The organism is Streptomyces sp. 12E (genome assembly GCF_055633275.1).
In genome coordinates this window covers 343,808-357,151 of record NZ_JBVNCJ010000001.1, presented here as the reverse complement: position 1 = coordinate 357,151, position 13,344 = coordinate 343,808, and the positions used below count along the sequence as shown (strand labels likewise).

Here is a 13,344-nt window from a genome sequence, read left to right as displayed (position 1 = left end):
CAGCGCAGCGGAGGCACACGGGTGAGAACGGACACCACGTCGCGCCCGAGTATCCGAGTGATCACCGGGCACAAGCGATCCCGAGCGCGCTTCCCGGGGCCTCCCCGGAGGCGCTGGTACGTTCCGTTCGCCACGGCACGCCCCGGAAAGGAATCAGTCACGTCCCCCACCGACAGCGGGCTCACGCCCCCTTCCGCAGCGGCCAAACGCCACCCCACCCTCTTCCGTGCCGTCCGGCGCCGGCGGAATCCGCCACTGCGTCGGACGGACATCACGGTGACGGACGAGCGGGCGGTCAAGCGGGCGGTGAAGGCCGCCTCGCTCGGCAACGCCATGGAGTGGTTCGACTTCGGTGTCTACGCGTATCTGGCCGGCACCATCGGCCGCGTCTTCTTCCCCTCCGGGAGTGACACCGCGCAGCTGCTGTCGTCCTTCGCCACCTTCGCCGTCGCCTTCCTGGTGCGCCCGCTCGGCGGCATGGTCTTCGGGCCGATGGGCGACAGGATCGGCCGCAAGAAGGTCCTCGCGCTGACGATGATCCTGATGGCGATCGGCACCGCCGCGATCGGCATGCTCCCGACCTACGCGGCCGTCGGCTTCTGGTCCCCCCTGCTGCTGATCCTCTTCCGGTTGCTCCAGGGATTCTCCACCGGCGGCGAGTACGGCGGCGCCTCCACCTTCATCGCGGAGTACGCACCGGACAAGCGGCGCGGCTTCTTCGGCAGCTTCCTGGAGCTGGGCACGCTGGCCGGGTACACCGGCGCGGCGGGTCTGGTGACGGCCCTCACCGCCTGGCTCGGCACCGAGACGATGGACGCCTGGGGCTGGCGCATCCCGTTCCTGGTGGCCGGGCCGCTGGGCATCGTCGGCATCTACCTGCGGCTGAAGCTGGACGACACACCGGCCTATCTGAAGCTGGAGGGGGGCAACGCCCACGTCCTTGAGGCCGCGAACCAGGTGGAGAGCACCGCCCGGGGCGACCTCGCCAGGATCTTCCGGCAGCACTGGCGGACGCTGGTGCTGTGCATCGCCCTGGTCGGCGCCTACAACATCACCGACTACATGCTGCTGTCGTACATGCCGACGTACCTCTCGGACGAGCTGCACTACAGCGAGACCCACGGTCTGCTGATCCTGGTGGCCACCATGGTGGTGCTGATGCTGGTCATCAACCAGGTGGGCCGGCTGAGCGACCGGTTCGGCCGCAAGCCGTTGCTGATGACCGGCATGCTGGGCTTCTTCTTCCTGTCCGTCCCGGCGTTCCTGCTGGTGCGGCAGGGCAGTCCGCCCGCCGTCTCGGCCGGCATGCTGATGCTCGGCCTGTCACTGGTCTGCCTGCTCGGCACCATGTCGGCGGCGCTGCCGGCCATGTTCCCGACATCGGTGCGCTACGGCTCCCTGTCGGTCGGCTACAACCTGTCGGCGTCGCTGTTCGGCGGCACGACACCGCTGGTCATCACGGCACTGATCGGCGCGACCGGCTCGGACATGGTGCCGGCGTACTACGCGATGGCCGCGGCTCTGGTCGGTGTCGTCGCGGTGGCCTGCATGAAGGAGACGGCCCGGCAGCCGCTCGAGGGTTCGCCGCCCTCGGTGCAGACGGACCGGGAGGCGGCGGAACTGGTACGGTCGCGGACACCGACACCGAAGTTCTGACGGGGACCCACCGGACGGCGACGGTCCGGGGACGCGGCAGCGGTGCCCGCCCCGGAGTCACAGGCCGGTGACCTTGCCGCTCGCCGAGACGTCGTAGACGAGGGTGATCGTGCGCCGGCCGCCCGGGGCCAGCGGGACGTTCCAGCGGACGATGCCGTCCGCGTCGACGGCGTCGGGCGCGGGGGAACAGGCCTCCCGGCGCAGGCGCACCTCCACCGCCGAGACCTCGGAGACCGGGACGCGCTCCCGGACGACGACCACCCGGTCGTCGTGCTCGCCGGGGGCGGAGAACCTGGAGAGGTGCAGCCGGACGGTCCGGGTGAGCACGGTCCGCTGGGTGATGCCCGCGGTCTCACGGGTCTCCTCGGTGTCCCGCAGCACCCGGTGGTCGTCCCGGCTGCCGAAGGCGAGCTCGACGGGGGCGCCGGGCGCGGTGAAGTCCAGGGTGCCGCGTCCGCTGAACCCACTGCCGCGGACCAGGTCGACGGGCCCGGCGAGCAGCGCGTGGCCCGACAGGTTGTCGCACCGCACCACCTGGTCGACCAGAGGCGACAGTTCGGGCGAGCAGGCGTACTCACTCCTCGCGGGCGCGGTGAAGGAGGAGAGCGGAACACGGTGGGCGCGGCCGTCCGCCGGCACGGAGACCGGTGCGGGGGAGTGGAGCACGCGCACCTCGCCGCCGTCGTCCACGCCCGGCAGTCCGAGCGCGGGGACGGGGCCGAGGTCCGCGATCTCCTCCTCGCGCAGGTCGACGTGGACGCTGCGGCGCTCCGCGGCGGAGCGGTCGGTGAGGGTCAGCCGGTCCTCGCCGAGCCGGGGCGGTTCCGCGGCACGCGCGGAGCGCGCCGTCGACAGGGTCAGCCGTACGTCCGACCAGTCCTCGCCGGTGCGCTGCCAGACGATCGCGTCCGTGTCCAGCGTGAGGGACCCCCCGTCGAGCACGGCCCGGTAGGCGGGCCGCCACACCGCGCACGGCGTGAGGTGGCTCAGGCGCAGCCCGGCCTGCCCGGCGGCCGGGGCGTGCACGGTCAGCTCGATGTGACCGACCAGTTCGGCGGGTTCCGTCTCGGAGAGCCGCACGGCCCGCTGGACGTCGGAGAGCTCGACGACCACGGTGGCCAACTCGGCTTCCACGGAGCGCAGTCGCTCGCCGCTGGAGTCGCGCTCGTTGTCCACCCGGTCCAGCTCCCGGGCCCAGCGGTCCCTCTCCGCCTCCCCGAAGCCGGCGCCCTCGCCGATCTCCCGCAGCAGATCGGCGGCGAGACGGCCGAGCAGGTCGAGGCGGGTACGGAGCCGGTCACGCCGCTGTTCCAGGGCCGTCCGCTCCTCCTTCAGGGCCGCCACCCGACGGCGCAGCGCGGAGTCGTCCTCGGCGGGCTCGGGCCCGCGCGGCGTCCAGGTGCGGACGATCCGCGCGTCGAGCACGGCCGCCGGGTGGCCGGCGGTCAGTTCGGCGTGCAGGGTGCGGTCGACGGCCAGCGCGCTGACCGGCCCGAGGCGCAGTCGCTGCGTGCCGGCCCGCAGGTCGAGCACGGTCGCGCGCTCGACCTGGGCGCGGTCCTCCGTACAGGTGACGGCGGTGACGGGGAGGGGGATGAGCTCCGATGACGTAGACATGCTGGGTCAGCTCCTGCGGTTGCCGCCGGTGAGGGCCTTGCCGGCCGGGATCCTGATCTCGTAGCCGCCGTCCAGGGCGGCGGTGCCGCCGGCGGGCAGCTCGACCCGCCACAGGCGGGTGCCCGGCGCGTGCGGCTCCGGGCCCGCGTCGCCCTTGGGCGCCGTCCAGTCGGCCCGCTCCTCGATCCGGACGTCCGCGTCGGAGGTGACGGGCACGCGCTCGCGGACCTCCACGGAGACGGGCACCGCGAGCCGGTTGGCCAGCTCCACACGGACGCGGTGGTCGAGCACGGTGACGTTGTTGCGCAGTCCCGCGGTCGACTCGCGCAGGTTCACCCGGCGGGTGACCCCGATGGCCTCGGCCGGTCCGAGCCCCACCCGGCACACACCGCCCGGGGCGAGCGTGGGCAGAGCGGCCGTCAGCAGGAAGTCCTCGTCCACGGTGACCTCCACCGGACCGGCCAGCAGCGCCCGGTCGGTGGCGTTGGAGAGCACCAGCGTCGTGTACACGGTCTGCTCCACGGACGGAACGCAGAGGTACTCGGTGCGCAGGCCGACCGGGATCTCGCCGACGGTGACGGTGTGCCAGGTGCCGTCCGAGGGAATGTCGGCGCGGGCGGCGGCGTCGAACCGTTGGTCGAAGGAGCCCGCCGACTCGCGGGGCCGCACGGCGTGTCCGGGAAGGGGCAGCGCGCCGACCGTCTCGGCGCGACGGCGGTGCTCGGCGGTCACCGGGTCGAAGCCGGAGCCGGGGAACAGCCTGCCCCGGCGGCCGTCCTGTTCGTCCGGGCCGCACAGGACGAGCGCGGAGTAGTCGAGTTCGGCGCCGTCCGGCTGCGGCGGACCGGTCACGGGGGCCGACGGCGCGTACCCGGCGACGGCCGCGGCCGCGGCGGGCGGTGGCGGAGCCGCCCCCGGGGCGCCGGGAGCGGCCGGGGCGGCGGCGGGCGCGGCGAGCCGCGCGGCGGTACGCGGCCTGCCGCCCGGCCGGCCCGGCACCGGAGCCGCGGGGCCGCCGAAGGCCGGAGGGGAGGCGCGCTCCGGCAGCGGAGCGGGCGACGGCGGGGGAGCGGGCGCGGTACCGCCCCCGGGCACAGGCCTCATGCCGGATCGGGGGCCCGCCGCGTCGTAACCGGCGAAGAGATCGGTCAGCCCCGCCGGGTGCTCCCGCCAGCCCGAAGGCGCGGGGGCGGGCTGACTGCGACCGATGCGGACCGAGCGGAGCCGGGGCAGGTCGGTGCGACGGCGCAGGTCCGCGGTGGCCAGGGCGATGCGGACACCGGTCCAGTCCTCACCCGTGCGCTGGGCGACCGAGGCGCGCAGCACCAGGGATCCGTCGCTCTCGCCCTCACGACGAGTGAGCCGGTAGGCGGGCGCCCAGACGGCGCCGGGCACCCCGTACTCCACCTCCAGCTCCACCTCCGCGCCGTCCGCGCCGTCCAGCGTCAGGACCGCGCACATCGAGTCGGCCACCGGCGTCGAGGGAGCGCCGGTGGAGGCACGGGAGAGCCTGTCCTCGACGACCGTGAGTTCGTGCTCGGCCCTGCGCAGTTCCTCCTCCAGCTCGCGGAGCCTGCCGTGCAGCCTGGTCAGGCGCTCGTCGACGAACTCGGTGAGCTCCAGCCACGCGTCGACCGGGGTACGGCGGTGCGGGGCGTCCCGCCTGCGGGCCGGCGGCACCGGGCGGAGCGCTCCGACCTCCTCGATCAGACCCAGTTGCCGGTCCCGGCGGCCCTGTGCCGCCGCACAGTCGTCGCGCAGCCGCTCCACTTCGCGCCGCAAGTCGTCGGACGGTTCCGTGTCGAGGAGTTCGGCCTCCGGCTCCGTCCGGGCCTCGGTGACCCGCATCCCGGACGCCCCGACGACGCGGGCCCGCAGGGAGCCCGGGTCCAGCGAGCGGGGCAGTCCCGCCACCCGCACGCGTCCGCCCGCCGGCACCGAGCCCCGGGCCAGCCGCCGGCAGAGCGCGCCCTGCGCGTACACCACCACCGAATCGAGAGCCGATGCCCACTTCGGGGCCGTCCCAGCCGTCATGTGCTCCCCCGCCCAGCCGTGTCCGTGCCGAGGGCAGCCTACGCGGTGGCCTGCCGCCGGTCCTGTCAGGTCCCGATCCCCGTGCGGGCCACGTGCGACGGGTCGTCAGGCGCCGCCCGTCGCCTCACCAGATCAGGCACCAGTACATGCCGTGGTGTCCGATGCCGATACGGCTGTTCCGCGGAACCAGGCGGGGGTCCGGCTGCCCCACGGCCGCCATCGAGCAGGCGGGGTCACCGACCGCGTCGGCGTTCGCCATGCGGTGGGCGGCGGCCGTCGCGGCCGGGGAGGTGTACCACGTGGTGGTCACCCGTTCGCCGCCGCCGGCCGACGGCGTCGGCCCGGGCGTCATGGCGGACGGTGTCCGCAGGTGCTCCGAGGGCGCCGGTCGCGTCGTCGGTGCCCGTGGCGGCACCGGGCGGGCGGGTGATGCCGAGGGCTTGGGTGCGACGGGCTTCGTGGCGGGTGTGGCGGGCCGTGGTGAGGGCTTGGGCGTCGCGGGCTTCGGGGGGTGGCCGGGTACGGCGGGCTTCGACGGGTGCCTGGGTGTGGCGAGTTTCGAGGGGAGTCCGGGCGTCGCGGGCTTCGGGGGGTGGCCGGGTACGGCGGGCTTCGACGGGTGCCCGGGTGTGGCGAGTTTCGAGGGGAGTCCGGGCGTCGCGGGCTTCGGGGGGTGGCCGGGTACGGCGGGCTTCGACGGGTGCCCGGGTGTGGCGAGTTTCGAGGGGAGTCCGGGCGTCGCGGGCCGCGGCGAGGGCTTGGGCATCGGGAAGCCCGGTGGGAACCGTGGTGTTGCGGACCGCTTCGGTGGCGGCGGTGGCGTCGTCGGTCCCGCCTTCGGAGTGCGCAGGGCCGGCGCGCCGGTCGCGGTCCGGTGGGGCACCGGTTGGCGGCTGGGCGGTGCCGGCCGGGTCGTGGGCCTCTGCTCCGGAGGCGCCGGCTCGGTTGTCCTCCGCCGGGCCGACGGCAACGGCTCGCCGGTCGGCCGCTGCGCCGACGAGGGCGGCCGGGTCGTCGGCCGCCTGCCCGGCGAGGTCGGCTGACGGGGCCGGGCCGTCGGCCCGGGCGACAGCGTGGGCGCCGGTGTCCGCCGCGCCGTGCTCGACGGCTCCGTCGCGAACGTCCAGGACGGCAATGGATTCAGTGTCGGGAGGGACAGGTCGTGCGAGGCCGAGGGCGTGGGGCTGGGCGTTCCGCCGTCCTGCGCCACCCACGCCCACACGCCGATGCCACCGAGGACGAGCACCGCGGCGCCGCCTGCGATCCACGGGGCACGCCGCGGCGGGCGTCGGTGACGGTTCATGGTCTTACTGTCCTATGCGACCTGGCGGGGCGCCTGTCGCGTCGCCTGGACGTCGCGCTTTCCGCCCGTCCGAGTGATGCGGAGACCTCCCGGCTTCCTGCCGAACGGGGTGGCTCCGAGTCCGACACGCCGGCTCGGTTCCGTGCCCGGGTTCGTGCGCATCCGTCCACGGGTCATCGTGGAGCCGCCCGACAGCCGTGGTCCTCGCCGAGGGCGAGGGGCTCCAGGGACGGTGCGTCGTCGAGGGGCGCCCGCGACGGTGCCGAGCGCGGCGGTGTCCTCGGCGCCGCGGTCCCGGCCACCGCAGCCCTCATCGCCTTCACGGGCCGAACGGGCCGGCGACCGCGACCCGCTCCCCGCCCGGGACCGGGCGGAGGGGCGGGCGACGACGGCGTCACCGACGCGCATCAGCCGACCCGGACCGTGTCCTCGGCCGGACGGCGGTAGACGCCGTCGCTGCGGTGCAGGTGGCACAGGTCGACGAGGTAGCGACGCAGGGTCACGTGGTCGAGCCGGCTCCCCTCGCACCAGACGCGGAGCTTTTCGTCGACCTCGTTCTCCGCGTACTCCCGGCCGGGATCGAAGGTGCGCTCCGCGATGTGGCGCAGGACGAGCTCCTTCCGGTTCCACTGCGCCGGCAGCTTCACCAGCCGTCCGTCCCGTACGAACGTGCGGAGCACCGCCTCGACCCGTTCGTCCCCGGTGCCGTGGTCCCGCGCGGGCCGCGGCCCGGCCGCCTCGCGAGCCAGGCGGCGGAACGAGTCGTAGGACACCGTGAGGCCGTCGGCGCCCGCTGCGACTGCCTCCCGTTCCTCGAGCCGCCGCAGCGCGAGGAGGGCCTCCTTGGCCGGCAGCCCGGTCCGCTCGACGACCTCGGCGGCGCTCGTCGCGCCCAGCGCCACGGCGGCGAAGACCCGCACCCGGGCCTCGTCGGCGAACAGCCCGGCCACGTTCTCGACCCTCATGGTCCGTCTCCGTCCTTCCGGGGGCCGCCCCCGGACGATGTCCTCGGGACGCTACCCCGGAGGCACATCGGACGCCCGTCGTTTTCCGCGTGCGCACCGGCCCGAGACGGGAAGCCGGCCAGGGGCGTCCCCGAAGCCGGGGCGCGGACCGGCCGCCTCGACGCCCGGACACGCCGTCGTCCACTGCCCGGTTCCAGCGAGGCGAAATTCACCGAAGCCGTCGGACGACGTGGGATCCTCACCCACATGGGCATACGGGGAAGGCAGGAAAGCGGAGGAAGGCACATGCGGCGGGGCACACGGGCGGCGGGCGGGGCGCCGAACCGGCCGGCGAGGAGGTCACGATGACAGGGTCGGAGCGCACGGAGGCCCACGGGCTGTCCGGGCCGGCCGCTTCCGCCACGCTGGAAGCCATCGGCACGGGCGCCTACGTCGTGGACGAGCAGGGCTGCATCATGGCCGTCAACGCCCGCGCCGAGGAACTGCTGGACCGGCCCGCCGCGGAGCTCATCGGCCATGACGCGCACGACCTGCTGCACCGAGGCCCGCAGGGGCAGCAGCTGTCGAGGACGCAGTGCGCGATGCGGCAGGCTTTCCACGCCGGACGCCCGGCCCAGGGCGACGAGGACTACTTCGCACGCGCCGACGGCTCGGTGCTGCCCGTCTCCTGGCTGATCACCCCGTACGGCCTGGACGACCGGCAAGCCGCCACACTCGTCGTCTTCCACACCCCCGGGCATTCGTGGGACACCGTCCCGCGACCGGAGCCGACGGCCCAGTCCCTGTCGGAACTGCAGAGGCTCGCCCTGCTGGCCGAGACCACCGCGCAGCTGACCTCCACCCTCGATGTCGACGAGGCGCTGCAGCGGCTGGTGACCCTGGTCGTGCCCCGGCTGGCGGACTGGGTGATCGTCGACCTGATCACCGAACACGACGAGGTGTGGCGCTCCGTCGTGGTCCATGCCGAGGGCGACACGCGGGTGCAGCACGAGGACCTGCAGGGGCCGATGCCGCCGATCCCCGAGGAATCCCAGATGCCCCTGTCCAGAGCCCTGCGCGGCGTCGCCTCCACCCTGGTCGGCCCGCAGACCTACCAGGGGACGCCGGATTCCGGCATCGCGGTCGAACAGGGCCGTCTGTTCCACGTCACGAAGATGCACTCCGCGGCCATCGCGCCCATCCGCAGCCCCCGCTCGGTCCTGGGCGCGCTGACCCTGGGCCGGGCCGAGAGCCCGGCGCCCTTCGCCCCCGCCGACCTTCCGCTGATCGAGGACATCGCGCGCCGGGCCGGCCTCGCCCTGGACAACGCCCGTCTCTACCAGCGTCAGCGCATGGTGGCCGAGACCATGCAGAACCACCTGCTGCCCCAGATGCCGCGCCTCTCCGGCCTGGAGATGACCGTCCGCTACCTGCCCGCACCCGACGCCTCACACGTCGGCGGCGACTGGTACGACGCCTTCCCCCTGTCCGACGCGTCCACGGCCCTGGCCATCGGCGACGTCGTCGGTCACGACCTGGAGGCGGCGGCCGGCATGGCCCAGGTCCGCAACATGCTCCGCGCCTACGCCTGGTCCCAGCACGAACCCCCCAGCCGCATCGTCGAACGCCTGGACGAGGCGATCCAGCACATCACCGACGTCACCATGGCCACCATGATCTTCGGCCGGATCGAAACCGCCCACGACGGTCACTGGCGGCTGTCCTGGACCAACGCGGGCCACCCCCCGCCGCTGCTGATCAGCCGGGACGGCCTGGCGAACTACCTCACCGACGGCCACGGCATCCTCCTGGGCACCCAGGCGGGTCTGCGGCGCCCCGACGCCACGGCACTGCTCCCGCCGGGGTCCACCCTGGTGCTGTACACGGACGGCCTCATCGAAACGCCCCGCCAGACCCTCGACACGGGTCTGAACCGGCTGCGCCAGCACGCCGCCGCCCTCGCCCACCGCCCCCTCCTCTCCTTCACCGACCAGCTGCTCGACCGTGTACGCCCCGCCGACAACGACGACGACGTGGCCCTCCTGGCCCTGCGCGTCCCCGAAGGCTGAGCCCGTAGGAGGGGATCGGAGGGCCGGACGGGTCAGGAGCGGCGCGCCTCGGCCGTGGGGGCGGGCGCTGGTGGAGGATCGACGGGCGACGACCCCGGGACGGGCCGTCCGGCACCGTCCACCGTGTGAAGAGGCCCGGCCATGAAACCGTCCGACGACCCGTGGCCGAAGTCCTTCGCCGACCGGGCGGCGGGAAGCGCCGGGGGCACCGCTCCCGCCGTCGCACGGGCCGCGATGTGGGCGCCGCCCCACGCGGGCGCGGCCGCTACGGCGAGGACGTCTTCCGCCCCGGACAGGCGGGTGAGGCCGAGCGCATAGACTTCGGCGCCCTCGCCTACGACGACATCGCCGCCCCGGACTTCGCGCCCGGTCGGTTCGGGCTCGTCCACGCGCGCTTCGTGCTGGTGCACCTGCCCGAGCGCGATCGTCTGATCACGGCACCGGCCGGACTCGTCGCACCCGGCGGTGTGCTGGTGCTCGGGGACGCGGTCGACCTGACGAGCGACCGGGCGCCCGGCACGCCGTCACGACTTCGGCGCCGCCATCCCGTTCAAGGCGAGGGTCACCGACCCCGAGGACGGCGCCATCGACTGCACCAGGGTGAAGGTCACCTTCATCATCGGTCACGACAGCCACGGACACCCGCAGACCTCCGCCACCGGCTGCACCGGCATCCTGCGCACCCTGGCGGACGGCGAACACGCCCCCGATGCCGACGTCTTCGGCGTCATCGACGCCGAGTGCACCGACGGCGGCGCCGGCGGTCAGCCCGCGCTCACCGCGCACGACCAGCACATCACCCAGCCCAGCCGCCGTCAGGCCGAGCACTACGGCGACTCCGCCGGCGTCCAGGTCGTCAACCACACGCCCGCGCACGCCGGCAAGACGGTCGGCGAGATCCACCACGGCGACTGGATCTCCTTCACCCCCTACGCCCTCGACGACGCCACCGGCTTCACCGCCCGCGTCTCCTCGGGCGGCAGCGGCGGCACCCTCGAAGTCCGCGCGGGCTCCCCGGCCGGCACCACCATCCCGTACCTCGTCTTCAGAGGCGGCAGCGGCGCGCTCTTCGACGTGGACGAGTTCTCCTTCACCACCTCCACCGGCGGTACCCGCGCGGGTGAGGTGAGGGGGGTGAACGGCAAGTGTCTGGATGTGGACGGCGCGGGCACGGCGGACGGTACGCGGGTGCAGGTCCGGACGTGCAACGGGACGGCGGCGCAGCGGTGGACGGTGGTGGACGACGGTTCGCTGAGGGCGTTGGGCAAGTGTCTGGACGTCTCCGGTGGGAGAAGCGCGGACGGTACGCGGGTCCGGTTGTGGACGTGCAACGGCACGGGGGCGCAGAAGTGGGCGGCCCGGCCGGACGGCACGGTCCGTAATCCGCGGTCGGGCAAGTGCCCGGACGCCTCGGGCGGTACGTGGAGCGACGGCACGCCGGTCCACCCGTGGACCTGCCGCACCGGCCCCGACCAGAAGTGGACCCTGCCCTGATCCCGGCAACGTGCCCCGCCCGGCCGCCGCTTGGCGCTTCCGACCGGGGGTAGTCGATAGGCCTCCAGGGACGAACAAGGCGAAGCACACGAGGAGGCCTGCCATGGGAGCGCACCACGACCACGACGAACAGGAACTCGGCGACCTCGAACCGGGCACACGCCAGCGCGCCCAGTTGCGCGCACGGGTCGTCGACATCGCCTCGACGGCGCTGTGCGTGGTGCTCGCCCTGTGGGCGGTGTGGAGCATCGCCGGCGTGGCGCGCGGAACGACGGAATGGGCGTACAGCGCGGTCGCCTGCGTGCTGCTGGCGGCCGCGCTGACCGCCCGGACGGTGGGTCTGCGACGCGGTGACGTCCGGTCCGGACGGTAGGGGCGACGGGGGAACGGCTCAACACCTTCCTCGGCCGCCACATAGGGGCCCAGGTGCCGCTCGTCGTCCTCCTGGCCTGGGCGGTGATCATGTTGATGTCGCCGGGGGAGCTGGGAGGTGGTGGCCCGCTGTCCATCCGGCGGCAGCGGCCTTCCGGCACGACCCGTCAGCTTTCCGGGGCGAAGAAGTGCAGCGGGCTGTTCGGCTCGAAGCCGATCCGCGGATACAGGGGAGCTCCGGCGGCGGTCGCGTGCAGCGTGGCCCGGGTCAGCCCGGTGGCCCGGGCACCCTCGTACAGGGCCTTGCGGGTCACCGCCTCCCCGTACCCCCTGCGCTCCCACCGCGGGTCCGTGGCCACCAGGACGACGAACAGGCGGCCGTCCGCCTCCACGGCCCCGGCACACGTCACCGGAACGCCGTCCCGCAGCCCCAGGTAGGCGTGCACCCCCGTCCTCCACAGCCTCGAGCCCACGAGGCCGTCGCGGCCGTCCTCCAACGGCATGCCGTAGGCACGCGAGTTGAGGTCGGCGTAGGCCCGCAGATGCTCGTCCGTGCCGACCCGCACGAACGTCAGGTCCGGGTGTGCCGGTTCGGGGACCGGCAGCAGGTCACCGGCCATGCCGAGGCCCGAGAAGGCATGCACAAGACCGACCCGTTCGGCCGCCTCCGTCAGACGCGGGCGCGCCTCGGCGTCGAGGAGGTCCTCGAAGACCCACAGAAAGCCGGCCCGCCGCTTCGACCGCATGATGTCCGCCGCCTGGCCCAGCCGCTTCTCCAGGAGCCCCGCGTCCGCCCCCGTCTCGGTGAGCGTGACGCAGTTCCAGAAAGCGAACCTGGACTCCGCCCAGCGCACCGCGACACCCGGCAGGTCCCGTACGTCCGCGTCCGGATCCCGGTCGAGCACCATCGCCCGCCAGACCGTGGCGAGCTGCTCCATCGATTCCACCGCGTCGGCGAAGTCCCGCGTCACCTTGTCCCCTTTGCTCGATCACCGGTAGGGGCATGTCTGCCCACCGGCACCGGCGAGGCATGCCCGAACCGGCCGGATCCGGAGCCGTGGATGGTGCGGGAGGCGGGGACCTGGCCCACGATCAGTGACGGACCCGCGTACGGCGATGCCTCCGCGTCGGACGGACGGTCCCGCTCACGGATGATCCGGCAGCCGGAGCCACTCCTCCCAGCTCACGTCCCGGCCGATGAAACGAGGCCGCTCGAAGGGCCAGTCCTCGGCGATCCAGCGCGGCACGAACGCGTCCAGCGCCCGCTCCAGTGCACCGCCCACCTCCTCGTCCACCACCCACCAGGAGATCTCGGCGTCCGCTCCCTGCTTCTCGGGCGGGTCGATGTAGACGCAGCCGCGCAGGGCGGTGCGGTCCGCGTTCTCGATCGTGTAGTTGAACGATTCGTGCGCCTCGATCTCCGCGGCGTGCCGCTCCAGGTCGGCGAGGTTCGCCTCGTACGACATCGTGGCTGACGGCCAGCCCCACGCGGGGCCGAAGATCGACCACAGCCGCTCCCGCGAACCCATCACCGTCGGGTAGTCCAGCGGCGCGTCCGCGCCGCTGATCGGGCGCAGCCGGTGGCCCTCGCCGTCGGGTATGCCGACGTGGAGGGGGTGTACGAAATCATGGGGAAGCCAGGTCATGGGCGTAAGCCAACCAGGCAGGAAAGCGCCGTGCAAAGGAATATTCCCATGGCCGACCGGCGTCGCGTGGCGCGACGGAGGCCGTCCCGCGCGTCGGCCGACGCTCCCGGACCGGACGCGGCGGCAGGCAGGGGAGGCAGGCTCGAGGCGAGGTCCGGCAGCAGGACGGGCTCCGGCCGGACCCGCTGCCCGCCCAGGCACTCCTCCGG

10 protein-coding genes and 2 pseudogenes are annotated in these 13,344 nt (G+C 73.9%); 6 read left to right on the top strand and 6 right to left on the bottom strand.

The genetic code is table 11. The annotated features are described in order from the left end of the window. Positions 1 to 255: 255 nt before the first annotated feature. Positions 256 to 1,656, top strand: a complete 1,401-nt coding sequence (locus tag ACZ8ZB_RS01685; protein WP_470741398.1) for an MFS transporter — start codon at positions 256 to 258, stop codon at positions 1,654 to 1,656. Between the two features lie 57 nt (positions 1,657 to 1,713). Here the strand turns inward: ACZ8ZB_RS01685 and ACZ8ZB_RS01680 are convergent, their stop codons facing one another. From ACZ8ZB_RS01680 to ACZ8ZB_RS01670, 3 genes are all read right to left on the bottom strand, one after another. After that, complete coding sequence (locus ACZ8ZB_RS01680; protein ID WP_470735928.1) at positions 1,714 to 3,273, bottom strand: mucoidy inhibitor MuiA family protein; 1,560 nt, start codon at positions 3,271 to 3,273, stop codon at positions 1,714 to 1,716. 6 nt (positions 3,274 to 3,279) lie between these two features. After that, positions 3,280 to 5,307, bottom strand: a complete 2,028-nt coding sequence (locus ACZ8ZB_RS01675; protein ID WP_470735927.1) for a DUF4139 domain-containing protein — start codon at positions 5,305 to 5,307, stop codon at positions 3,280 to 3,282. Positions 5,308 to 5,431: 124 nt separating this feature from the next. Beyond that, positions 5,432 to 5,659 (bottom strand): hypothetical protein, encoded by a 228-nt coding sequence (locus ACZ8ZB_RS01670; protein ID WP_470735926.1) that lies wholly within the window; start codon positions 5,657 to 5,659, stop codon positions 5,432 to 5,434. Between the two features lie 358 nt (positions 5,660 to 6,017). Here ACZ8ZB_RS01670 and ACZ8ZB_RS01665 point away from each other — a divergent pair, with 358 nt between their 5' ends. Next, entirely contained in the window at positions 6,018 to 6,350 is a 333-nt protein-coding gene (locus ACZ8ZB_RS01665) for a hypothetical protein (RefSeq protein WP_470735925.1), read from the top strand. Positions 6,351 to 7,017: 667 nt separating this feature from the next. Here ACZ8ZB_RS01665 and ACZ8ZB_RS01660 read toward each other — a convergent pair. Further along, on the bottom strand, positions 7,018 to 7,575 hold the full coding sequence (locus ACZ8ZB_RS01660; RefSeq protein ID WP_470735924.1) for a DUF2087 domain-containing protein: 558 nt from the start codon (positions 7,573 to 7,575) through the stop codon (positions 7,018 to 7,020). Between the two features lie 344 nt (positions 7,576 to 7,919). Between ACZ8ZB_RS01660 and ACZ8ZB_RS01655 the strand changes: the two genes are divergently transcribed. The 4 genes and pseudogenes from ACZ8ZB_RS01655 to ACZ8ZB_RS01640 all read left to right on the top strand — a co-directional run bounded on the left by ACZ8ZB_RS01655 (position 7,920) and on the right by ACZ8ZB_RS01640 (position 11,490). Next, positions 7,920 to 9,623, top strand: coding sequence for a PP2C family protein-serine/threonine phosphatase (locus ACZ8ZB_RS01655; protein WP_470735923.1), 1,704 nt, complete (start codon positions 7,920 to 7,922; stop codon positions 9,621 to 9,623). Between the two features lie 236 nt (positions 9,624 to 9,859). After that, a pseudogene (locus ACZ8ZB_RS01650) lies at positions 9,860 to 10,165 on the top strand (methyltransferase domain-containing protein); the annotation flags it as partial. Then, positions 10,149 to 11,117, top strand: a pseudogene (locus ACZ8ZB_RS01645) (lectin); the annotation flags it as partial. The pseudogenes ACZ8ZB_RS01650 and ACZ8ZB_RS01645, both read left to right, overlap by 17 nt. A 103-nt stretch (positions 11,118 to 11,220) precedes the next feature. Then, positions 11,221 to 11,490: a hypothetical protein gene (locus tag ACZ8ZB_RS01640; protein WP_470735922.1), complete on the top strand. Its 270-nt coding sequence runs from the start codon at positions 11,221 to 11,223 to the stop codon at positions 11,488 to 11,490. 166 nt (positions 11,491 to 11,656) lie between these two features. Here ACZ8ZB_RS01640 and ACZ8ZB_RS01635 read toward each other — a convergent pair whose 3' ends face one another. Next, positions 11,657 to 12,427, bottom strand: a complete 771-nt coding sequence (locus ACZ8ZB_RS01635; protein ID WP_470741397.1) for a GNAT family N-acetyltransferase — start codon at positions 12,425 to 12,427, stop codon at positions 11,657 to 11,659. Positions 12,428 to 12,634: 207 nt separating this feature from the next. Further along, on the bottom strand, positions 12,635 to 13,135 hold the full coding sequence (locus tag ACZ8ZB_RS01630) for an N-acetyltransferase (RefSeq protein WP_470735921.1): 501 nt from the start codon (positions 13,133 to 13,135) through the stop codon (positions 12,635 to 12,637). Positions 13,136 to 13,344: the final 209 nt, after the last annotated feature.

What these genes read in the sequence shown, in the direction of transcription:
- ACZ8ZB_RS01680 (WP_470735928.1), bottom strand. Translation starts at nt 3,273, where the DNA reads ATGTCTACGTCATCGGAGCTCATCCCCCTCCCCGTCACCGCCGTCACC.
- ACZ8ZB_RS01675 (WP_470735927.1), bottom strand. Translation starts at nt 5,307, where the DNA reads ATGACGGCTGGGACGGCCCCGAAGTGGGCATCGGCTCTCGATTCGGTG.
- ACZ8ZB_RS01670 (WP_470735926.1), bottom strand. Translation starts at nt 5,659, where the DNA reads ATGACGCCCGGGCCGACGCCGTCGGCCGGCGGCGGCGAACGGGTGACC.
- ACZ8ZB_RS01660 (WP_470735924.1), bottom strand. Translation starts at nt 7,575, where the DNA reads ATGAGGGTCGAGAACGTGGCCGGGCTGTTCGCCGACGAGGCCCGGGTG.
- ACZ8ZB_RS01655 (WP_470735923.1), top strand. Translation starts at nt 7,920, where the DNA reads ATGACAGGGTCGGAGCGCACGGAGGCCCACGGGCTGTCCGGGCCGGCC.
- ACZ8ZB_RS01640 (WP_470735922.1), top strand. Translation starts at nt 11,221, where the DNA reads ATGGGAGCGCACCACGACCACGACGAACAGGAACTCGGCGACCTCGAA.
- ACZ8ZB_RS01635 (WP_470741397.1), bottom strand. Translation starts at nt 12,427, where the DNA reads ATGGAGCAGCTCGCCACGGTCTGGCGGGCGATGGTGCTCGACCGGGAT.
- ACZ8ZB_RS01630 (WP_470735921.1), bottom strand. Translation starts at nt 13,135, where the DNA reads ATGACCTGGCTTCCCCATGATTTCGTACACCCCCTCCACGTCGGCATA.